At 59.8% G+C, this 20,181-nt stretch carries 21 protein-coding genes; 2 read left to right on the forward strand and 19 right to left on the reverse strand.

The window, feature by feature from the left end; all coding sequences use genetic code 11:
• The first annotated feature begins 175 nt into the window (after window positions 1-175).
• Both ACR0KW_RS03905 and ACR0KW_RS03910 read left to right on the forward strand, forming a co-directional pair.
• Window positions 176-571, forward strand: a complete 396-nt coding sequence (locus ACR0KW_RS03905) for a DUF983 domain-containing protein (RefSeq protein WP_480803822.1) — start codon at window positions 176-178, stop codon at window positions 569-571.
• Window positions 572-599: 28 nt separating this feature from the next.
• Complete coding sequence (locus ACR0KW_RS03910) at window positions 600-1,301, forward strand: NUDIX hydrolase (protein WP_480803823.1); 702 nt, start codon at window positions 600-602, stop codon at window positions 1,299-1,301.
• A gap of 3 nt (window positions 1,302-1,304) precedes the next feature.
• Here ACR0KW_RS03910 and ACR0KW_RS03915 read toward each other — a convergent pair whose 3' ends face one another.
• The 19 genes from ACR0KW_RS03915 to ACR0KW_RS04005 form a co-directional block, all read right to left on the reverse strand.
• A complete protein-coding gene (locus ACR0KW_RS03915) occupies window positions 1,305-2,972 on the reverse strand; it encodes a ribonuclease J (protein WP_480803824.1) in 1,668 nt (555 codons plus the stop codon).
• Window positions 2,969-3,748, reverse strand: a complete 780-nt coding sequence (locus ACR0KW_RS03920) for a type III pantothenate kinase (protein WP_170325660.1) — start codon at window positions 3,746-3,748, stop codon at window positions 2,969-2,971. Before ACR0KW_RS03920 ends, ACR0KW_RS03915 begins: the two co-directional genes overlap by 4 nt.
• A gap of 11 nt (window positions 3,749-3,759) precedes the next feature.
• On the reverse strand, window positions 3,760-4,509 hold the full coding sequence (locus ACR0KW_RS03925; protein ID WP_170325661.1) for a biotin--[acetyl-CoA-carboxylase] ligase: 750 nt from the start codon (window positions 4,507-4,509) through the stop codon (window positions 3,760-3,762).
• 54 nt (window positions 4,510-4,563) lie between these two features.
• The gene (gene nuoN, locus ACR0KW_RS03930; protein WP_480803825.1) at window positions 4,564-6,006 is read right to left on the reverse strand and encodes an NADH-quinone oxidoreductase subunit NuoN; all 1,443 of its coding nucleotides are present in this window, start codon (window positions 6,004-6,006) and stop codon (window positions 4,564-4,566) included.
• Window positions 6,007-6,021: 15 nt separating this feature from the next.
• The gene (locus tag ACR0KW_RS03935; protein ID WP_480803826.1) at window positions 6,022-7,566 is read right to left on the reverse strand and encodes an NADH-quinone oxidoreductase subunit M; all 1,545 of its coding nucleotides are present in this window, start codon (window positions 7,564-7,566) and stop codon (window positions 6,022-6,024) included.
• Window positions 7,566-9,746 (reverse strand): NADH-quinone oxidoreductase subunit L, encoded by a 2,181-nt coding sequence (gene nuoL / locus ACR0KW_RS03940; protein ID WP_480803827.1) that lies wholly within the window; start codon window positions 9,744-9,746, stop codon window positions 7,566-7,568. Before nuoL ends, ACR0KW_RS03935 begins: the two co-directional genes overlap by 1 nt.
• A gap of 6 nt (window positions 9,747-9,752) precedes the next feature.
• Window positions 9,753-10,058: an NADH-quinone oxidoreductase subunit NuoK gene (nuoK, locus tag ACR0KW_RS03945; protein ID WP_005984024.1), complete on the reverse strand. Its 306-nt coding sequence runs from the start codon at window positions 10,056-10,058 to the stop codon at window positions 9,753-9,755.
• Between the two features lie 4 nt (window positions 10,059-10,062).
• Complete coding sequence (locus tag ACR0KW_RS03950; protein WP_170325666.1) at window positions 10,063-10,665, reverse strand: NADH-quinone oxidoreductase subunit J; 603 nt, start codon at window positions 10,663-10,665, stop codon at window positions 10,063-10,065.
• On the reverse strand, window positions 10,662-11,072 hold the full coding sequence (locus ACR0KW_RS03955) for a carboxymuconolactone decarboxylase family protein (RefSeq protein ID WP_170325667.1): 411 nt from the start codon (window positions 11,070-11,072) through the stop codon (window positions 10,662-10,664). The genes ACR0KW_RS03950 and ACR0KW_RS03955 overlap by 4 nt, the downstream gene beginning before the upstream one ends.
• Entirely contained in the window at window positions 11,069-11,563 is a 495-nt protein-coding gene (gene nuoI, locus ACR0KW_RS03960) for an NADH-quinone oxidoreductase subunit NuoI (RefSeq protein WP_170381673.1), read from the reverse strand. Before nuoI ends, ACR0KW_RS03955 begins: the two co-directional genes overlap by 4 nt.
• 1 nt (window position 11,564) lies before the next feature.
• Window positions 11,565-12,602, reverse strand: a complete 1,038-nt coding sequence (gene nuoH, locus ACR0KW_RS03965) for an NADH-quinone oxidoreductase subunit NuoH (protein WP_480803828.1) — start codon at window positions 12,600-12,602, stop codon at window positions 11,565-11,567.
• A gap of 204 nt (window positions 12,603-12,806) precedes the next feature.
• Entirely contained in the window at window positions 12,807-14,828 is a 2,022-nt protein-coding gene (gene nuoG, locus ACR0KW_RS03970; RefSeq protein ID WP_480803829.1) for an NADH-quinone oxidoreductase subunit NuoG, read from the reverse strand.
• Between the two features lie 3 nt (window positions 14,829-14,831).
• Window positions 14,832-15,236 (reverse strand): DUF5333 domain-containing protein, encoded by a 405-nt coding sequence (locus tag ACR0KW_RS03975; protein ID WP_480803830.1) that lies wholly within the window; start codon window positions 15,234-15,236, stop codon window positions 14,832-14,834.
• A gap of 98 nt (window positions 15,237-15,334) precedes the next feature.
• The gene (locus ACR0KW_RS03980) at window positions 15,335-15,706 is read right to left on the reverse strand and encodes a hypothetical protein (RefSeq protein WP_480803831.1); all 372 of its coding nucleotides are present in this window, start codon (window positions 15,704-15,706) and stop codon (window positions 15,335-15,337) included.
• Window positions 15,707-15,729: 23 nt separating this feature from the next.
• On the reverse strand, window positions 15,730-16,146 hold the full coding sequence (locus tag ACR0KW_RS03985) for an MAPEG family protein (RefSeq protein ID WP_480803832.1): 417 nt from the start codon (window positions 16,144-16,146) through the stop codon (window positions 15,730-15,732).
• A gap of 5 nt (window positions 16,147-16,151) precedes the next feature.
• Window positions 16,152-17,450, reverse strand: a complete 1,299-nt coding sequence (nuoF, locus tag ACR0KW_RS03990) for an NADH-quinone oxidoreductase subunit NuoF (RefSeq protein ID WP_480803833.1) — start codon at window positions 17,448-17,450, stop codon at window positions 16,152-16,154.
• 12 nt (window positions 17,451-17,462) lie between these two features.
• Window positions 17,463-17,684 (reverse strand): DUF5337 domain-containing protein, encoded by a 222-nt coding sequence (locus ACR0KW_RS03995; RefSeq protein ID WP_170325673.1) that lies wholly within the window; start codon window positions 17,682-17,684, stop codon window positions 17,463-17,465.
• Window positions 17,685-17,716: 32 nt separating this feature from the next.
• Window positions 17,717-18,835, reverse strand: coding sequence for an NADH-quinone oxidoreductase subunit NuoE (nuoE, locus tag ACR0KW_RS04000; RefSeq protein WP_480803834.1), 1,119 nt, complete (start codon window positions 18,833-18,835; stop codon window positions 17,717-17,719).
• A complete protein-coding gene (locus ACR0KW_RS04005; RefSeq protein WP_480803835.1) occupies window positions 18,835-20,058 on the reverse strand; it encodes an NADH-quinone oxidoreductase subunit D in 1,224 nt (407 codons plus the stop codon). Before ACR0KW_RS04005 ends, nuoE begins: the two co-directional genes overlap by 1 nt.
• Window positions 20,059-20,181 lie beyond the last annotated feature (123 nt).

Consider the following 20,181-nt stretch of genomic DNA (forward strand, 5'->3'; position numbering starts at 1 on the left):
CCCATCGCCGCTGCTCACATAGGTTCAAACGGCTCGACCAGCGGGTTCCGTCGCAAATACTGAAAAAATTTTGGCAGACGGTTGCAGCCGACCTAAGTCACAAAGCGCCGCACCCCCTTTTCAGCGGAACAAAACAAGCGCATTATCCTGCGCAATCGAACGCGCGAGTTTCAAAATGACAGATCAGACGATCGACACCACGACCGAGAATGACCGGCCGACACGGCCCGCTTTGATCAAAGGGTTTCGCGGCCGTTGCCCGAAATGCGGTGAGGGCAAGATTTTGCACGGCTACCTGAAGGTCAACGATACCTGCAGCGATTGCGGGCAAGAGCTGTTTCATCACCGGGCAGATGACGGCCCGGCCTATCTGACCATTCTGCTGGTTGGCCACCTGCTGGCTCCGGCGCTGCACGTGACATATGTCGAGTTCCGCCCCGAGCCCCTGACCATGTTCCTGATCTTTGCCATTGGATGCACGGCGCTGTCGCTGTTCCTGCTGCCCCGGCTGAAAGGCGCGATGATCGCCTATCAGTGGGCGCGTCGGATGCACGGGTTTCAAAAAGCGTAATGGCCCACGTGAACAGGTCGAGCAGCGTATGACAGAAGACAAATCAGCGATACGGAACGCGGCAACAGTCATCGTTCTGCGGGACCGTTTGACCGAACCGTCGATTCTGATGGGACAGCGCGGCGCAAAAGCCGTCTTCATGCCCAACAAGTTCGTGTTTCCCGGTGGTGCGGTCGATTCGGCGGACAGAGACATCCCTCTGGCCGCCCCCATGCCCGAGCTTTGCCGCGAACGGCTGGACGAGAGGTCCGAACCCGGGCTCCAGACTGCGCTGGCGGCGGCGGCAGTCCGTGAGCTGTGGGAAGAAACCGGTTTGATTCTGGGTGAGCCCGGCACGTGGGACGACACGGTACCCGAGGATTGGCAGGGCTTTGCCGCTATGGGGTTCCGCCCTGCTGCCGGTGCCCTGCAGTTCGTGTTCCGCGCAGTAACGCCGCCGGGCCGCCCCCGCCGCTTCGATGCGCGGTTCTTTCTGGTCGATGCCAGCGCGATTCAGGGCGATCTGGACGATTTCAGCCGCGCCTCGGATGAGTTGTCCCACCTGCAGTGGGTGCCCCTCAACCGCGCGCGCGATCTGGATCTGCCGTTCATCACCGAGGTGGTTCTGGCCGAAATCGCAGCCCGGGTTTCAAACCCCGAGCCGCCTGCGACCGTGCCCCTCTACCTGCATACCGAGGAACAAAGCCTGTTTCTGCAGCTAAAAGGCTATCCGATGCCGGACGCCGACTAGGCGTCACCTCATCCGGCTGATCACTGTGGTCACTTCGGGCTTTTTGCCGATCTCGGCCTTGGCAGTCTGACGGACGATGCGGCGCATGGCTTCTTCCAGCTTGTCATCGTCGCGCAAGGTCTTGGCGTCCGCACGCATCAGGAACTGGTTTAGATCCTCTTCCAGCACTTCGACCAGCGCGGCCTTGGAGGTTCCGATCTCGGGCAGACCCATCGTATCACACCATGGCTCGCCCAGCGGCTCGTCCTCTTCGTCCAGAACGACCGTCACCGTCACATGCCCGTTCAGGGCCATGCGAATCCGATCGCGCACGATCCCGTCCAGCGCACCGACCTTGACGGTGCCGTCCAGATAGGTGCGACCGGTTTCGATATAGTCAGCCACCTTAGGTTCATTGCCGGTCAGGTCCAGCATCGTGCCGTTCACGGCCAAGATGCCCGTGCGTCCACCGGCTTCGGCCAGCTTTGCGTGTTCGCGCAGATGCCGGTGTTCGCCATGCATCGGGATCACCATCTGCGGGTCGATCAGCGCGTGCACTCTCTCAAGATCGGGGCGATTGGCATGGCCGGACACATGGTACAGGCCCGAGCTGTCGTCCACCACGTCCACGCCCTTTTCACTGAGCTGGTTGATGATGAAGATTACGCCACGCTCGTTGCCGGGAATGGTCTTGGACGAGAACAGGAACAGATCGCCCTCTTTCAGTTCGATCCCGCGATACTTGCCACGCGCCAGTTGCGCGCTGGCGGCGCGGCGCTCACCCTGGCTGCCGGTCACGATCAGCATCAGGTTCTGACGCGGCAGGTCTACGGCCTCTTCGGCGCTGACGACCTTGGGGAAATCCGACAGGATGCCGGTTTCGGTCGCCGCTTCGATCATCCGACGCATGGCACGGCCCAGCAACACGACCGAGCGTCCGGCTCGCGCACCCGCCTCGGCCAGCGTTTTCACCCGCGCCACGTTCGAGGCAAAGGTGGTCGCAACCACCATGCCCTCGGCGCTTTCGACCAGCTTGGTGATCTCGGGGCCAACCTCGGATTCCGAGCGGCCATCATGGGGCGAAAACACATTGGTGCTGTCACAGACCAGCGCTTTGACGCCGGGTTTGGCAACTTCGGCCCACAGATCAGGATCGAACGGCTCACCCACCACCGGGTTTGAATCCAGCTTGAAATCCCCGGAATGCACGATCCGGCCTTCGGGTGTGTCGATCACCAGCGCCGCGCTTTCGGGGATCGAATGCGAAACTGGTAGGAACCCAACCTTGAACGGGCCAACGGAAATCTGTTCGGGCCAAGCGGAAACCGTCTGAACCGCGTCCTCCGGGTGACCATGTTCTTCCATCTTGCGGCGCGCAATATTGGCAGTGAAGGCACGCGCATAGACCGGAGCCCCCAGTGCTTCATAACAATGCGCAACGGCACCCACGTGATCCTCATGCGCGTGGGTTACGAACACGGCATCCAGTCGGTCGGCCCGTTCCTGCAGCCACGAGATATCGGCGTGGATCAGATCGACACCGGGCGTCGTGTCCATGTCCGGAAAGGTCACCCCCAGATCGACGAGGATCAGCCGCTCCTGCCCTGGCTTGCCGTAGCCATAGACATAGGCGTTCATCCCGATTTCACCGGCACCGCCCAGCGGCAGATAGATCAGTCGTTCACTGCTCATGATGAGCCATTTTCCTTGTTATAGCGATGGATCACGGTCAGCCCGTGCATCGTCAGATCATCTTCGATCGCGTCAAACCCGACATCCGCCTGATCGAACAAAGGCGCAAGCCCACCGGTGCCGACCACTTTCATCGGCATCCCGTATTCCTCTTTGATCCGTGCAATCAGTCCCTCGATCAAGCCGGAATAGCCCCAATACACGCCAGATTGAATGCAGCCAACCGTATTCGTACCAATCACTTTTTCCGGGCGGGTGATGTCGATATGCGGCAATGCCGCCGCCCCCTGGTGCAGCGCCTCGAGGCTGAGGTTCACACCGGGTGCGATGATGCCCCCGACATAGGCTCCGTCTGAGGCGACCACGTCGAAATTCGTCGCCGTCCCGAAATCGACAACCACAACGTCACCGCCGTGACGGTCAAACGCGCCGACCGCGTTGGCCAACCGGTCGGGTCCGGGAACGGTGCCCTCGTCAATGCGCGGCGCCACGGGCAACAGGCATTCCGGCTTGCCCACAACCAGAGGACGGCAGCCAAAGAAACGGTCAGCAAAGATGCGCAAGTTGAACACCACACGCGGCACGGTCGAGGCGATGACCACATCGGTGATATCTGCGTGAATCCCATAGTGTTTCACCAACGTTGAGTACCAGGTGAAATAGGCATCCGCCGTGCGGGAATGGTGGGTCGAGGTGCGCAGCGTGCACAGGAACTTTTCGCCATCCCAGATCGAGAAAACGGTGTTGGTGTTGCCGCAGTCAATTGCCAGAAGCATCTGCGCCTCCTTCAGAAAAACACGTCCGCCGCCGGAATGCTGACGCGGCCCTTGGCGGTCTTTAAGACAAGGTTGCCGTTCGAGTCCACGGTTTCAAAGGTTCCCACCGTCTCGGACGTCGAGGTCCGGGCGGTGATCACCTCGCCCAATTTGGCTGCGCGGGATAACCAGGCCGTTCGGATCGGTTCGAACCCGTAGGTGACAAATTGAGTTTCATACCTCGCGTACGCTGCGGCCAGTTCGGTTAGAAAATCCTCGGGGATGACTGCCGCACCGGTCTCCGACAGCAAAGACACTGGACGTACCGCGCTTTGTTCGACCGCATAGGCCGGGGGCGCCTCAGATAGGTTCACACCGATCCCAATGGCCAGATGAGACAGCTCACGCCCCTGTCCAGTGCTTTCCAACAGGATACCCGCCAGCTTGCCGCCGTTGAGCAGCACATCATTGGGCCATTTCAAAGACAGCCCCGCAGCCCGGCCGGTGACCGCAACGCAGGCGTCAAATAACGCCAGTGCCGCCACAAAGCTACGCAACGCGGCCTGTTCGGGATTGCCCTGCGGGCGCATCAACAGTGTCGCCGCCAGATTGCCCTTTGGGTTGGCCCAGGCGCGGCCTCGCCGGCCCCGCGCGGCAGTCTGATGATGCGCCATGATCCAGACCGGCCCCGGTGCCGTTGGGGCAAGCCGAGCGGCCTCGTTCAGAGTGCTGTCGACCTCCTGCACAATGTGCAGCCCGTATCCTTGCGGCCAATCGGTCATGGCAAAAAGGCCCGGTCCGTTGACCGAGCCTCCTGCAACTGGATGTTAGGCAAATCAGTTGACAAGCGTTGCCGCCGCAGCCGCAGCCGCGCCTTCAATTCCGAACTGATAGAACACACCTACCAGCATCAGCGCAGCTGAGCCCATCAGCGCCACCCACAGAACCGGAGTGGAGCGCGTTTCGATTGGATCTTCGTTCTCTTCCCCGAAATACATGTAGAACACGATACGCAGATAATAGAATGCACCGATCACGGACGCGATGGCCGAGACAATGACCAGCCCGGTCAGATCCGCACCGACACCAGCTTGCCAAACACCGAACTTGGCGAAGAAACCCAGCATCGGCGGCACACCGGCAAGGCTGAACATCAGGATCAGCACGGCCAGCGCCTTGCCAGGATCGCGCTTGGAGTACTGACGCAGCGCATCGATATCGGTGACGGGTTTGCCATCACGCTCCATCATCAGGATGAAGGCAAAGGTGCCGATGTTCATGGTCACATAGATCGCCAGATACATCAGCATCGCCTTGATGCCCAGTTCCGTACCGGCTGCCAGACCAATCAGCGCATAGCCCATATGGGCAATCGACGAGAACGCCATCAGACGTTTGATGTTACGTTGCCCAATCGCAGCAACTGCACCCAGCAGCATCGACAGGACGGACAGCAGCACGATCACTTGCTGCCAGTCCTTGATTACTCCGCCAAAGGCGTCGTGCATCAGGCGGGCAAACAGCGCCATCGCCGCCACTTTCGGCGCGGTAGCAAAGAAGGCGGTGATCGGCGTAGGCGAGCCTTCGTACACGTCCGGCGTCCACATGTGGAACGGCACGGCCGAGACCTTGAACGCCAGACCTGAGATCAGGAAGATCAGGCCGAACAGCAGGCCGACCGAAATGTCTCCGTGATGTACGGTTTGGATGATGCCCGAGAACAGAGTGGTTCCGGTAAAGCCATAGACCAGCGACGCACCATACAGCAGCAAACCAGAGCTGAGCGCGCCCAGTACAAAGTATTTCAGACCAGCTTCGGTCGATTTCGCGCTGTCACGGCGCAGGGCAGCCACGACGTAGAGCGACAGCGATTGCAGCTCAAGCCCCATATACAGGGACATCAGGTCGCCCGCGCTGACCATCATCATCATGCCGACAGCAGCCAGAGCCACCAACAGAGGATATTCGAAGCGCAGCAGCCCGCGGCGCGACATATAATCCTGGCTCATCACCAGAACAGCAGCGGCGGACAGCAGGATCGCAACCTTGGCAAAGCGCGAGAACCCGTCGTCGATGAACATGCCGTTGAAGGCCACGTTGACGCCATCGCCATTGGTGGCAATCCAGATGGCCAACAGCGCCATCAGGCCGGCTGTCGACCATACTAGGATCGGCGCCAGTGCGTCCTTCGCTGTGTAGACAGCCCCAATCAGAGCGGCCATCGCATATACGGCCAGAACAATCTCTGGCAGGATTATTGTCAGATCAGCCTGGATCATGTCTCCAAAGCCTCCTTAATGCGAAGCGGCCGTCTGGAGCGCGGCCTCAGCCGCGGCCAGAGCCGTGTCATAGTTCGAAATCAGTGCAGCGGTCGAGTTACCGATCACATCCGTTACCAGCGACGGGTAGACGCCCAGCAGAATGGTCATCACGATCAGCGGCGCGAAGATCAGCCGCTCACGCGAATTCATGTCGGTCATCGCCTTGAGGCTTTCCTTGATCAGATCGCCAAAGACGACCCGGCGGTACAGCCACAGCGCATAGGCCGCCGAGAAGATCACGCCGCTTGCAGCCACTGCGGTCACCCAGGTGTTGACCTGGAACGTGCCCATCAGGGTCAGGAATTCACCGATAAAGCCAGAAGTGCCCGGCAGGCCGACATTGGCCATGGTGAACAGCATGAAGACCAGAGCGTAGGCCGGCATCCGGATCACCAGACCTCCGTACGCGTCGATGTCGCGGGTATGCATCCGGTCATAGATCACGCCGACACACAGGAAGAGCGCGGCCGAGATGAAGCCGTGGCTGAGCATCTGGAAGATCGCGCCGTCGATCCCTTGCTGGTTCGCCGCAAAGATGCCCATGGTCACAAAGCCCATATGCGCAACCGAGGAATAGGCGATCAGCTTTTTCATATCCTCCTGCACCAGCGCCACCAGCGAAGTGTAGACAACCGCGATGGCCGACATCCACAGCACCAGATCGGTCATCACTGCCGAGCCCACAGGGAACATCGGCAGACTGAACCGTAGGAAGCCGTAGCCGCCCATCTTCAGCAGGATCGCCGCCAGCACGACCGAACCCGCCGTCGGCGCCTGAACGTGTGCGTCCGGCAACCAGGTGTGCACCGGCCACATCGGCATCTTCACCGCAAACGAGGCGAAGAAGGCCAGGAACATCAGCGTCTGCATCCCGCCTACGATATAGATGCCCAGAACGCTGAACCCTTCGGACGAGAAGTGGTGGCTCATCAGAGCCTCGATGTCCGTGGTGCCCGCATCCGCATACATTGCAACCATCGCCACCAACATCAGCACCGAACCGAGGAAGGTGTAGAGGAAGAACTTGAAGCTGGCATAGATGCGGTCCTTGCCGCCCCAGACGCCGATGATCAGGAACATCGGGATCAGGCCTGCCTCGAAGAACAGGTAGAACAACACCAGATCCAGCGCCATGAACACGCCCAGCATCAGCGTTTCCAGCATCAGGAAGGCGATCATGTATTCCTTGACCCGGTCCGTGACCTGCCAGCTGGCCAGAATGGTCAGCGGCATGATGAAGGTGGTCAGCAGCACGAACAGAACGCTGATGCCATCCACGCCCATCTTGTATTTCAGGCCCAGCAGCCACTCACCCTCTTCCACCATCTGGAAGCCGGTGTTGGATGGGTCAAAGCCCGTATAGATGCCGATCGAGACAAGGAAGGTCACCGTGGTCGCCACAAGTGCAACCCATTTCGCGTTGCGCTGCGCGGCCACGTCATCGCCATGCAGGAACAGGGCCAGAATACCGGCAGCCACTGCAGGGATGAAGGTGACGATGGAGAGGATATTATCCATTATTGTGCGCCTCCGCCGATCGACATCCAGGTGACCAGGGCGGCGATGCCCAGAACCATCCAGAAGGCGTAAGTAAAGATGTAGCCCGTCTGCGCCTTGCCTGCGAGGCGGGTGAAGAAGGGAACAACGCCCATGGCAACCCCATTCAGGAAGCCGTCGATGGTGTTGCCATCACCGCGTTTCCACAGGAACCGGCCAAGCGCCACGGTGGGTTTTACGAAGATCGCGTCGTAGATTTCGTCAAAGTACCATTTGTTCAACAGGAACAGGTACAGAGGCCGCTGGTTCTGCGCCAAGCGTCCCGGCAGGGACGGGTTCACGATATAGAACCAGTAGGCCATGACAAAACCCAGCACCATCGCAACGAATGGCGAAACCTTGACCCATTTCGGAGCCGCGTGTGCGTCGTCCAGAATATGGTTGTCCGGCGCGATATACAGGGCACCCTCGCCCGGCTTGCCCGCGAAGACATAGTGGTGATCCCCACCATGGGACGCCTCGTCACCGTGGCCTGCGTCAGCGTGCTCAGCCTCATCCCCGTGGCCGTCATCCGCATGAGTATCCGACGCGTGGTCGCCCTCCGCATCGGCCGTGTCGGCGTGCGCATCCGTCTGGCCGTGATCGCCCGCCTCAGCATGCTCGGACGCCTCGGCAACCGGAATGCCATAGAATTTGCCGACCTTGTCCGCGTGACCAAAGAAGTTGCCGTACCAGATCATGCCTGCAAAGACCGCCCCCAGGGACAACACGCCCAAAGGCACCAGCATGGACATCGGGCTTTCATGCGCGTGATCATGTGTATGCTGATCACCACGCGGCTTGCCGTAGAAGGTCAGAAAGATCAGACGCCAGCTGTAGAACGAAGTGAACGCAGCCGCGATCACCAGCAGCCAGAAGCCATAGGCCGAGCCGCCTGCATAGGCGCTCTCGATGATGGCATCCTTGGACAGGAACCCGGCGAACCCGAATGTGGTTAGCGGAATGCCGACACCGGTGATGGCCAGCGTACCGATCATCATCGCCCAGAAGGTATATGGAATCTTTTTCCGCAGCCCCCCGTATTCGGTCATCTCCTGCTCGTGATGCATGGCGTGGATCACCGAACCGGCACCAAGGAACAACAGCGCCTTGAAGAACGCGTGCGTGAACAGGTGAAACATCGCTGCCGAGTACATGCCCACACCCGCGGCCACGAACATGTAGCCCAGCTGCGAACAGGTCGAATAGGCGATGACGCGCTTGATGTCGGTCTGAACCAGACCCACGGTCGCGGCAAAGAACGCAGTCGACGCACCCAGCACGGTGATGAACCCGGTCGCGCCCGGCGCGAACTCCATCAGCGGCGACATACGGCAGACCAGAAATACACCGGCGGTCACCATGGTCGCGGCGTGGATCAGCGCCGAAACGGGCGTCGGGCCTTCCATCGCATCCGGCAGCCAGGTGTGCAGGATCAGCTGCGCCGATTTACCCATCGCGCCGATGAACAGCAGGACGCAGATCACTTCGATGGCGGTCCACTCACCCCACAGGAAGTGCAGCTGCGTTTCCGCAAGCTCCGGGGCCGACGCGAAGATGTCAGAAAAGTTGATGCTGTCTGTCAGGAAGAACAGCGCAAAAATCCCCAGCGCAAAGCCAAAGTCACCAACCCGGTTCACCACGAAGGCCTTGATCGCAGCGGCGTTGGCAGAGGGTTTGCGATAGTAGAACCCGATCAGCAGGTAGGACGCGACGCCCACGCCTTCCCATCCAAAGAACATCTGCACCAGATTATCCGCCGTCACCAGCATCAGCATGGCGAAGGTGAAAAAGGACAGATAGGCAAAGAAACGCGGCTTATAGCTTTCGCCTTCACGCCATTGCGGGTCGTGATCCATGTAGCCGAAGGAATAGAGGTGCACGAGCGCCGAGACGGTCGTCACTACGATCAGCATGATCGCGGTCAGCCGGTCCAGACGTACCGCCCAGCTTGTCGACAGCGAGCCGCTCTCGATCCAGCGCATGACTTCGACCTGTTGCGTCACCCCGTCGAAGGTGAAGAACACGATCCATGACAGCAAACAGGCCAGAAACAACAGGCCCGTGGCGGTCCACATGGCAGCTTTCTCGCCAATGAAGCGCCAGCCAAAGCCGCAGATCAGTGCGCCCACAAGCGGGGCAAAGAGGATGGTGGTTTCCATGTTCCCTTACCCCTTCATCATGTTGACGTCTTCAACCGCGATGGTGCCACGGTTGCGGAAGAAGCAGACCAGAATGGCCAGACCAATCGCAGCCTCGGCCGCCGCAACGGTCAGTACGAACAGCGTGAACACCTGCCCGACCAGATCGCCGAGGAAACTGGAAAACGCCACGAGGTTGATATTCACCGCCAGCAGCATCAATTCGATGCTCATCAGCAGGATGATGACGTTCTTGCGGTTCAGGAAGAGACCGAAGATGCCGATGACGAACAGCGTCGCCGCGACCGTAAGATAGTGTTCAAGTCCGATCATCGTCTCAAAGTCCCTGCCCCGGTTTAACGTCCTTAAGCTCCATCGCCTCGGCCGGGTCGCGCATCATCTGGCCGACGATGTCCTGACGCTTGATGTCCTTGCGATGGCGCAGGGTCAGCACGATTGCGCCAATCATCGCCACCAGCAGGATCAGGCCCGCTAGTTGGAACAGAAGGAAGTATTGATCGTAAAGAATGACGCCGAGCGCCTCTGTGTTGTGTCGGTCCGCCGGGACCGGCTGCGCCAGATTGGCTGCCGCACCCTGCGCGCTGTCCCATGCGCCAAAGGCCATGACGAACTGCATCAGGATCACCAGACCGATCAGCAAGGCCAGCGGCATATAGCGCGCCATCTCGGCCTTGAGCTCGGCAAAGTCCACATCCAGCATCATCACAACGAACAGGAACAGCACCGCGACCGCGCCCACATAGACGATGATCAGCAGCATCGCCACGAACTCGGCCCCGAGCAGCACGAACAGCCCCGCCGAGGACAGGAACGCCAGGATCAGCCACAGCACCGAGTGCACCGGCTGGCGGCTGATCACCGTGAACAGCCCGCCGGTGATGGCGCTGATGGCAAACAGATAGAAGGCAAAGACGGTCATTGATCCTCATCCTCGTTGTCGCCCATGACTTCTTGCGCCAGATCCAGCGCGCGGGTCATGGCCGGGATGCCGGCAAAGACCGACATCTGACCGATCGTTTCCACGATCTCTTGTTTCTTGGCACCCGCTTCCAGCGCGTGACGCACGGTCTGACGAACAGCCGAGTCCGCCTGTGCGCCCTGACAGGTCAAGCCGGCCAGCGTCAGCAGCAGGCGGGTTTTGGCATCCAGCCCGTCTTTGTTGACGGTGTTGCCGAACATCATCTCCATGACCTCTTTCGGCATGGTCGGCCACAGCGCCTCGAACCCCTTGGGCGAGAAGCTTTCCATCGCCGGGTTCATCGCCTTGGCCATGTCCTGAGCCTGCTTCATCATCAGCTCGAACGGATTTGTCGGCGTGTCACTCATCGGTACGGCGCGTCCATTTCCAGATTGCGGGCGATCTCGGCTTCCCAGCGTTCGCCGTTATCCAGCAGCTTCTGTTTGTCGTAGAACAGTTCTTCGCGGGTTTCCGTGGCGAATTCGAAATTCGGGCCTTCGACGATGGCATCGACCGGGCAGGCCTCTTGGCAGAAACCGCAATAGATGCACTTGGTCATGTCGATGTCATAGCGCGTGGTGCGGCGGCTGCCGTCTTCGCGCGGTTCGGCGTCGATGGTGATGGCTTGCGCCGGGCAGACGGCCTCGCACAGTTTACAGGCGATGCAGCGCTCTTCGCCATTCGGATAACGGCGCAGAGCGTGCTCACCGCGGAAACGCGGCGACAGAGGGCCCTTCTCGTGCGGATAGTTGATGGTGGCTTTGGGGGCGAAGAAATACTTCAGGCCCAGTTTCATTCCCACCCAGAAGTCCTGCAGCAGAAAGTATTTGGCTGCACGGGTATAGTCGATATTTGCCATATCAGCCTCCTACGGTCCAACGGGCGAAGATGCCCCAAAACCATTCGAATTTCGCCGCAAAGGCCACGAACACCACCCAGGCCAGCGAGAACGGCAGGAACACTTTCCAACCCAGCCGCATCAACTGGTCGTAGCGGTAGCGGGGCGTGATCGCCTTGACCATCGCAAAGATGAAGAAGAAGAACGCCATCTTGCCAACCATCCACAGGACGCCGTCGGGCAGACCCGGGATCGGAGACAGCCAGCCGCCAAAGAACAGCAGCGAGGTCAGCGCGCACATCAGGAAGATTGCGATGTATTCACCGGCCATGAACAGCAGGAACATGGTGGCGGAATATTCTACCTGATAACCCGCCACCAATTCCGATTCCGCCTCGGGAAGGTCGAACGGAGGGCGGTTGGTCTCAGCCAGCGCTGAGATAAAGAACAGGAAGACCATCGGGAAATGCGGCAGCCAGTACCAGCCGAAGAAGCCGTATCCGGTGTCCTGCGCATTGACGATCGCACCGAAATTCATCGAGCCGGTCGAGATGATTACGCCAATAATAATCAGACCGATCGAAACTTCGTAAGAGATCATCTGAGCGGCAGATCGCAACGAACCCAAGAACGGGTATTTCGAGTTCGACGCCCATCCCCCCATGATCACGCCGTAGACCTCAAGCGAGGATACTGCGAAAACGTACAGGACGGCCACATTGAGGTCTGACAAAACCCAACCGTCGTTGAACGGGATCACCGCCCAGGCGATCAGCGACAGAACAAAGCTGGTCATCGGGGCCAAAATGAACACAGCGCGGTCGGCCCCGGCGGGAATGACGACCTCTTTCACCACGTATTTCAGTGCGTCGGCCACCGATTGAAGGATGCCGTAAACGCCAACCACGTTCGGGCCGCGCCGCATCTGGACCGCGGCCCAGATCTTGCGGTCGCCATAAACAAGGAACAACAGCGAGATCATCACAAAGGCAACGACAGCAAGCACTTGCGCCAGAATGATGATGGCTATTCCGCCTGGGGTGTTAAAGAAATCAGCCATTGGTCCTCACACCGTGGGTATTCCGTTTTCCGCGAGCGATGCAAAGGCCTTGTGCCTGCGCAAACTGCGGCTGGGTCGGCGCGTTGGTGTAAACAGCATCTGCCGCCATTACGCCACCCTTAATCTTGGGTTTCACACACAAATCAGGCGCGGCGTACTGCCACCCGGCAGTCGCGTTTGCCTGCGATATGAAACAGGTCTGGTTCATTCCGCTGCGATCTTCTCGGATTTGCGGGCCTGCGCCTGTGCCGATAGCTCGGCCATCAGTTGCGAGGCACGCGCAATCGGGTTGGTCAGATAGAAATCCTTGACCGCGTTGCGGAAAGTTGCCTTGCCCAACGGCCCTGCCTTCAGCGCTTGAACCTCGTTCTGGGCCACTTCGTCGATACGGGCCAGATGCGGAACCGCTTCGATTAGTGCGGTACGCAGTTGCGCCAGCGAGTCGAAAGGCAGTGTTGCACCCAGCTCCGCCGACAGCGCCCGCAGGATGGCCCAGTTTTCCTTGGCTTCACCCGGAGCGAACCCGGCGCGCATCGCCAGTTGCGGGCGGCCTTCGGTGTTCACGAACAGGCCGTTTTCTTCGGTGTAGGCCGCGCCCGGCAGGATCACGTCTGCGCGGTGCGCGCCGCGGTCACCGTGGCTGCCCTGATAGATCACAAAGGCACCGTCACCGATTTCGACCTCATCCGCGCCGAGGTTGTAGATGACATCCGCCGCGCTGACCGCATCCATGCCGCCTTCGTTGGTGGCATCCACATCCATCGCGCCGACACGCGAAGCAGCGGTGTGCAGAACGATCAGACCGCTTTCGGTGTTGGTCGCAATGGCCTGAGCAGCGGCCAGAACGGCGGCACCATCAGCCTCTTGCAATGCGCCTTGCCCGATGATGACCAGCGAGCGCTTGCCCTTGATCTCATCATCGCCACCCATGTCGACAACCTTTTGCAGCGCCGCACGGTCGTCACCCATATGGTGATACTCATAAGTCAGATCCGCAGACGGACCGACCAGAGCAACCTCGGCCCCATGCGCCCACGCCTTGCGGATACGGGCGTTCAGCACCGGCGCTTCGTCGCGCGGGTTGGTGCCGATCAGCAGAATACGCTCGGCGCCGTCGATGTCTTCGATCGAAGCAGTACCGGCATAGGCCCCACGGTTCCCCGCAGGCAGCTTGGCACCATCGGTACGGCATTCCACAACACCGCCCTGCCCTTCGATCATCTGCTTCAGCGCAAAGATCGCCTCGACCGGGGCCAGATCACCCACGATACCAGCGGGCTTTTCGGCGCCCTTCAGCGCTTCGGCGGCTTTCGTCAGTGCCTCGGGCCACGTCGCAGGACGCAGTTTGCCGTTTTCGCGGATGTAAGGCTTGTCTAGACGCTGACGACGCAGGCCGTCCCAGACAAAGCGGGTCTTGTCGCTGATCCACTCTTCGTTCACGCCGTCATGGTTGCGCGGCAGGAAGCGCATCACTTCACGGCCCTTGGTATCCACGCGAATGTTCGAACCCAGAGCATCCATCACGTCGATGCTCTCGGTCTTGGTCAGTTCCCACGGGCGCGCGGTAAAGGCGTAGGGCTTCGAGGTCAGCGCGCCAACCGGGCACAGGTCGATGATGTTGCCCTGCATGTTGGAATTGAGCGTCTGGTTCAGATACGAGGTAATCTCGGCATCCTCACCCCGCCCGGTCTGGCCCATCTGGGTAATCCCGGCGACCTCGGTGGTAAAGCGCACACAACGGGTGCAGCTGATGCAGCGGGTCATCGCGGTGCTAACCAGAGGACCAAGGTTCAGATCATCCACCGCCCGTTTGGCTTCCTTGAAGCGCGTGCCTGACAGACCGTAGGCCATCGCCTGATCCTGCAGGTCACATTCGCCGCCCTGGTCGCAAATGGGGCAATCCAGCGGGTGATTGATGAGCATGAACTCCATCACCCCTTCGCGGGCCTTCTTGACCATGGGCGAGTTCGTCTTGACCACCGGCGGCTGACCTTCCGGTCCCGGGCGCAGATCACGCACCTGCATCGCGCAAGACGCCGCAGGTTTCGGCGGGCCACCCACGACCTCTACCAGACACATCCGGCAGTTCCCGGCGATCGACAGACGTTCGTGATAGCAGAAACGTGGCACTTCGACCCCAGCCTCTTCACAAGCCTGGATCAGGGTCATCGCACCATCGACTTCGATTTCCTGCCCGTCGATATTTACTTTGCGGAGGTCAGACATGGTCTAGTTCGCCCTCAAATACACGCCAATGGCGCTGTTTCTTTCGATTTCCTTCTGCCCCAACGTGCAGAAAGAGCTCGGATTTTCATACGTGACGCCGTTTTGGGCCAGATACGCCTCGCCCTTGGCGCGCATCCGGTCTTTTTCGGCGTCGGAATCCACATAAGCCCGGATTTCCTTGTCCGAGTAGCCCAGCTTGTTCGCCTTAGACCGCAGATCCCACATCACACCTATCGCCTTCAGACGGCGCCCGCTGATCGACGGGCAATACTCTGAAATCTCGTTTGCAATGGCGATGTAGTAGAGTTCGTCGTCGATCTCTTTGACTTCGCGCAAGGGCGGTTTGGCTTCGGCAAAGGTCGGCAGGGTCAGCACCGAGATCAATGCGAGCGTTTTCATACCAGACATGACAATTCCTTTCGTCTTGGGAAACCCAAGACGAACGGCACGCTGGGCGCTATGCAATAACACCCCCCGCTTCATGGCCTGATATGCAGAAACACGCATCATGGTCTCTGGCACGTTCCCGCAAATGTCAGTTTGTCGTCGCTGATGCGCAGGTTCTGCGGATCAGTATCCGGGCCGACCTTCCAAACGATTTTGGAAGAGCCGAAGTTCTTGATGCAGAACTTAGTCCCCTCAAACCGACCGGCCTCGCGCGCGCCATCCAGCGAGGCAGAGACTCCGTTGACCACAACAGTAAAGTCAGCCGGTGACGCTTTCTTGTCGACAGGTTTTGCCTTGGCCTTAAATGCGTGACCGTCAAACCGGACCTGATTTTCGGACGGCGTGACGATCCCGCAGGCCGAAACAACCGCCAGCGCGACAACCCCACCCAGCATGATGCCGTGTTTTTTGTGATGCCCTAGCCCGAACATAAGACGTTTCCCAAGCCCCACCATCAGAACGCCGCCACCAGCGCCATGAGGCCCATGACAAACATGCAGGCCCAGCCAACGACATAAAGAACCGACCGCAAACCGCTGTGAGGTTTGCCGATTCCGCGCATGTGCACGAACAGCATCGCCAGACGCGCCAACAGCGCGATCGAGGCGAGCAGGTTCACCCAAAACGGGCTGACACCCATCAGGATCGCCGCAGCTGTAACCGCCACATAAGCGGGCAACGTCTCGGTCCCATTCAGATATGCGCGGTTCAGACGATACGCCTTGTCGGAATAGTCCTGTTCGGGTGTCGCCCCCGGGGCCAGCCCCTTACCCTGCTTGGCCAAGGCTGAAAACGGCGACAAAAGCAGCACGACGAGAGTGAAAACCATCACTGACGCAACTGCATGGCCGTATTGTGCGAAGATCTCCATCTGGCTCACTCCGCCGCCATTGCGCCCATGCGACCCGACTTCTGTGCCTTGATGCGATCCTCGATCTCTTCGCGGAAATTGCGGATCAGGCCCTGGATCGGCCAGGCCGCCGCGTCACCGAGGGCGCAAATCGTGTGGCCTTCGACCTGCTTGGTAACGTCAAACAGCATGTCGATCTCTTCCAGCTCGGCCTCGCCTCGCACCAGACGGTCCATCACGCGCATCATCCAGCCGGTGCCTTCGCGGCACGGCGTACACTGGCCGCAGCTTTCATGCTTGTAGAACTTCGACAAACGCCAGATCGCTTTGATGATGTCGGTGGACTTGTCCATCACGATTACCGCCGCCGTTCCAAGCCCCGAGCTCAGATCGTTGCGCAGGTAGTCGAAATCCATGATCGCGTCGCGCATGTTTTCACCGCGCACACAGGGCACCGACGACCCACCCGGGATCACGGCCAGCAGGTTGTCCCAGCCACCGCGAATGCCGCCGCAATGGGTCTCGATCAGGTCCTCGAAGGAGATCGACATTGCCTCTTCAACGACACATGGGTTGTTCACATGGCCCGAGATCGCAAACAGCTTGGTGCCCGCGTTGTTCTGACGGCCAAAGCCCGCAAACCAGTCCGCGCCGCGGCGCAGGATGGTGGGTACAACGGCGATGGATTCCACGTTGTTCACCGTGGTCGGGCAACCATAGAGACCCGCACCCGCCGGGAACGGAGGCTTCATCCGCGGCATGCCCTTCTTGCCCTCAAGGCTTTCGATCAGGGCGGTTTCCTCACCGCAGATATAAGCCCCGGCCCCGTGATGCAGGAACAGGTCGAAATCCCAGCCCGAGCCAGCCGCGTTCTTGCCCAGCAGACCGGCGTCATAAGCCTCATCAATCGCGGCCTGCAGCGCCTCACGCTCACGAATGTACTCGCCGCGCAGGTAGATGTAGCAGGTATGCGCATTCATTGCGAAGGACGCGATCAGGCAGCCCTCGATCAGTGTATGCGGATCATGGCGCATGATCTCACGGTCTTTACAGGTGCCGGGCTCGGATTCGTCGGCGTTCACCACCAGATAGGCCGGACGCCCGTCGCTTTCCTTGGGCATGAACGACCATTTCAGACCTGTCGGGAAGCCCGCGCCACCGCGACCGCGAAGACCCGAGTCCTTCATGGTCTGGATGATCCAGTCACGGCCCTTTTCGATCAGGCCAGCAGTGCCGTCCCAATGCCCCCGGGCCTGCGCGCCTTTGAGCGTGCGCTCATGCATCCCGTAGATGTTGGTAAAGATCCGGTCCTGATCCTTCAGCATCGCGTGTTACCTTCAGCTGTCCTGACGCATGCGCCAGAGTTGAAAAATGTTGACGCCCGCATAGATAAACCCTGCCAGAGCGGCGAGATCGAAAAACAACGCGTGGCGCGCCGTCAGTCCCAATGCGGGGCCTATGAACATGTTCATGGCAAGCCAGATCACCATCGTCACCGCGATGACAATGCCGATATGTCGGCCCTTTCGGGCTATGGCCTGTTCCTTGTCCTTGTCCATCTTACCCTGATGCCCCGGATGGGCACCGTCGTTTAGTCTTCGTAAGTGCCGTCTTCCTTGGCACGTTTGGCGAATTCGGTTTCCTCACCCGCCGCAAGTTTGGCCGCCTGGTCGATCCAGCCATCGCGTTCGATCCGGCCCTTGAATTTCAGGCGTGCATCCACCCAAGCCACCTGTTCCGGCGTCCAGGCTGCAATCTGGTCGTAGTGGTAGAAACCCAGCTCGTTCAGCGTTTCTTCCAGCTTTGGCCCCACACCTTTCAGCAGTTTGAGGTCATCCGCCTTACCGTCCCGCGCCGCGGTCAGCGTTTCGGGCTGGTCTTCCTTGACTTCCTCCGGTTCGGGCTTGGCTTTCGCCTCTTCTGCCTGCTTTACAGCCGGCTTCGGCGTTTCAGGCGCTTTCGGAGGTTTCGCCGACGCCGACGCACCAGCCTGCTTGCCATCCTTGCCCAGCCAAGGGGTCAGGATCGGAACTTCGGTTCCGTCGATGCGCTTGACCGTGTCACGCAGATCCGTCGCCAATTCGACGCTTGCGTTGTACTGAGGTTTCCCGGCCTCGTACTCGGCCAGACTGCTCAGGCCCTTCAGCGGTTCCGCCGCATAGCGCCCGTTCTGCGGGCCCGGAGTCGGCACTTTGCCTGCCACTAGATCGTCGACGATCTTGCCAAAGCTCTCAGCGGTCAGGTCTTCGTAGTAGTCCTTGCCGATCTGCGCCATCGGAGCATTAGTGCAGGAGCCAAGGCATTCCACCTCTTCCCAGCTCAACTTACCATCGGCGGACAGCTCATGTGGTTTCGCCGCGATCTTTTCCTTGCAGACCGCGATCAGATCCTCGGCCCCGCAGATCATGCAGGAGGTCGTGCCGCAAACCTGAATATGCGCAACTGAGCCAACCGGCTGCAGCTGGAACATGAAGTAGAAAGACGCCACCTCAAGCACGCGGATATAGGCCATGCCCAGCATGTCGGCGACGGATTCAATCGCCGGGCGGCTGAGCCAGCCCTCTTGTTCCTGTGCACGCCACAGCAGCGGGATGACCGCACTGGCCTGACGACCCTCGGGGTATTTGGTGATCTGCGCTTCGGCCCACTGTTGGTTGGCAGCAGTAAAGGCAAAGCTTTCGGGTTGTTCGGGATGAAGACGGCGGAGCATTAGCGGTCAATCTCTCCAAATACGACGTCCATGGTGCCGATGATGGCGGCGACGTCGGCAAGTTGGTGGCCCTTGGCGACGTGGTCCATGGCTTGCAGGTGCAGATAACCCGGCGCGCGCAACTTGGCGCGGTAGGGTTTGTTGGTGCCGTCGGCGACCAGATAGACGCCGAACTCGCCCTTGGGGGCCTCAACGGCGGCGTAAACTTCGCCCGCGGGCACGTGGAAGCCTTCGGTGTACAGCTTGAAGTGATGGATCAGGCTTTCCATCGAGGTCTTCATGTCCGAGCGTTTCGGCGGGGTGATCTTGCCACGCGCAAGAACATCGCCGGGGCAGTCACGCAGCTTGCCGATAGCCTGACGGATGATGTGCAGCGACTGGCGCATCTCTTCCATGCGGACGAGATAACGGTCATAGCAGTCGCCGTTCTTGCCGACGGGGATCTGGAATTCGAACTCGTCATAGCATTCATAGGGCTGCGCGCGGCGCAGGTCCCATGCAAGGCCCGAGCCACGGACCATCACGCCCGAGAATCCGTATTTCTGGATGTCATCCTCGGTCACCACGCCAATATCGGCGTTGCGCTGCTTGAAAATGCGGTTTTCGGTCAGCAACCCGTCAATGTCGTCCAGAACGGCGGGGAATTCGTGGCTCCATGCTTCGATATCATCCAGCAATTCCGGCGGCAGGTCCTGATGCACACCGCCGGGGCGGAAATAGGCCGCGTGCAGGCGGGCACCGCAGGCACGCTCATAGAACACCATCAGCTTTTCGCGTTCTTCAAAACCCCAGAGCGGCGGGGTCAGCGCACCAACGTCCATCGCCTGTGTGGTCACGTTCAGCAGGTGGTTCAGAATGCGCCCGATCTCGGAATACAGAACCCGGATCAGCGAGCCCCGGCGCGGCACTTCCACACCGGTCAGCTTTTCGATGGCCAGACACCAGGCATGTTCCTGGTTCATCGGTGCCACATAATCCAGACGGTCGAAATACGGCAGATTCTGCAGATACGTCCGGCTTTCCATCAGTTTCTCGGTGCCACGGTGCAGCAGGCCGATATGCGGGTCGCAACGCTCGACAATCTCGCCGTCCAACTCAAGCACAAGACGCAAAACCCCGTGTGCCGCAGGGTGTTGCGGGCCGAAGTTAATGTTGAAGTTGCGGATCTTCTGTTCTCCGCTCAGCGCGTCCGTGCTGCCGTCATCGTATCTTGAGCCGTCCATCAACGCCCTCGTTTGTTCTTTTTCGCCTCAGCCCGGACTCGGACCTTTTCGGCTTCGGCCGCTTTTGCAGCAGCCCCTGCAAGCAAGACGCCCAATGCGCCCAAAATGATCAGTTCACCCATC

The sequence above is a fragment of the Ruegeria sp. CG11 genome, assembly GCF_056537245.1.

Bases quoted from the DNA above. Each gene is read 5' to 3' on its own strand.
- ACR0KW_RS03910 (WP_480803823.1), top strand. From the start codon at position 600: ATGACAGAAGACAAATCAGCGATACGGAACGCGGCAACAGTCATCGTT.
- ACR0KW_RS03925 (WP_170325661.1), bottom strand. From the start codon at position 4,509: ATGACCGATTGGCCGCAAGGATACGGGCTGCACATTGTGCAGGAGGTC.
- ACR0KW_RS03955 (WP_170325667.1), bottom strand. From the start codon at position 11,072: ATGAGTGACACGCCGACAAATCCGTTCGAGCTGATGATGAAGCAGGCT.
- ACR0KW_RS03980 (WP_480803831.1), bottom strand. From the start codon at position 15,706: ATGTTCGGGCTAGGGCATCACAAAAAACACGGCATCATGCTGGGTGGG.
- ACR0KW_RS03985 (WP_480803832.1), bottom strand. From the start codon at position 16,146: ATGGAGATCTTCGCACAATACGGCCATGCAGTTGCGTCAGTGATGGTT.
- ACR0KW_RS03915 (WP_480803824.1), bottom strand. From the start codon at position 2,972: ATGAGCAGTGAACGACTGATCTATCTGCCGCTGGGCGGTGCCGGTGAA.
- ACR0KW_RS03975 (WP_480803830.1), bottom strand. From the start codon at position 15,236: ATGTCTGGTATGAAAACGCTCGCATTGATCTCGGTGCTGACCCTGCCG.
- ACR0KW_RS03995 (WP_170325673.1), bottom strand. From the start codon at position 17,684: ATGGACAAGGACAAGGAACAGGCCATAGCCCGAAAGGGCCGACATATC.
- ACR0KW_RS04005 (WP_480803835.1), bottom strand. From the start codon at position 20,058: ATGGACGGCTCAAGATACGATGACGGCAGCACGGACGCGCTGAGCGGA.
- ACR0KW_RS03905 (WP_480803822.1), top strand. From the start codon at position 176: ATGACAGATCAGACGATCGACACCACGACCGAGAATGACCGGCCGACA.
- nuoN (WP_480803825.1), bottom strand. From the start codon at position 6,006: ATGATCCAGGCTGATCTGACAATAATCCTGCCAGAGATTGTTCTGGCC.
- nuoL (WP_480803827.1), bottom strand. From the start codon at position 9,746: ATGGAAACCACCATCCTCTTTGCCCCGCTTGTGGGCGCACTGATCTGC.
- nuoF (WP_480803833.1), bottom strand. From the start codon at position 17,450: ATGCTGAAGGATCAGGACCGGATCTTTACCAACATCTACGGGATGCAT.
- nuoG (WP_480803829.1), bottom strand. From the start codon at position 14,828: ATGTCTGACCTCCGCAAAGTAAATATCGACGGGCAGGAAATCGAAGTC.
- ACR0KW_RS03920 (WP_170325660.1), bottom strand. From the start codon at position 3,748: ATGCTTCTGGCAATTGACTGCGGCAACACCAACACCGTTTTCTCGATC.
- nuoH (WP_480803828.1), bottom strand. From the start codon at position 12,602: ATGGCTGATTTCTTTAACACCCCAGGCGGAATAGCCATCATCATTCTG.
- nuoE (WP_480803834.1), bottom strand. From the start codon at position 18,835: ATGCTCCGCCGTCTTCATCCCGAACAACCCGAAAGCTTTGCCTTTACT.
- nuoK (WP_005984024.1), bottom strand. From the start codon at position 10,058: ATGATCGGACTTGAACACTATCTTACGGTCGCGGCGACGCTGTTCGTC.
- nuoI (WP_170381673.1), bottom strand. From the start codon at position 11,563: ATGGCAAATATCGACTATACCCGTGCAGCCAAATACTTTCTGCTGCAG.
- ACR0KW_RS03950 (WP_170325666.1), bottom strand. From the start codon at position 10,665: ATGACCGTCTTTGCCTTCTATCTGTTTGCCATCAGCGCCATCACCGGC.
- ACR0KW_RS03935 (WP_480803826.1), bottom strand. From the start codon at position 7,566: ATGGATAATATCCTCTCCATCGTCACCTTCATCCCTGCAGTGGCTGCC.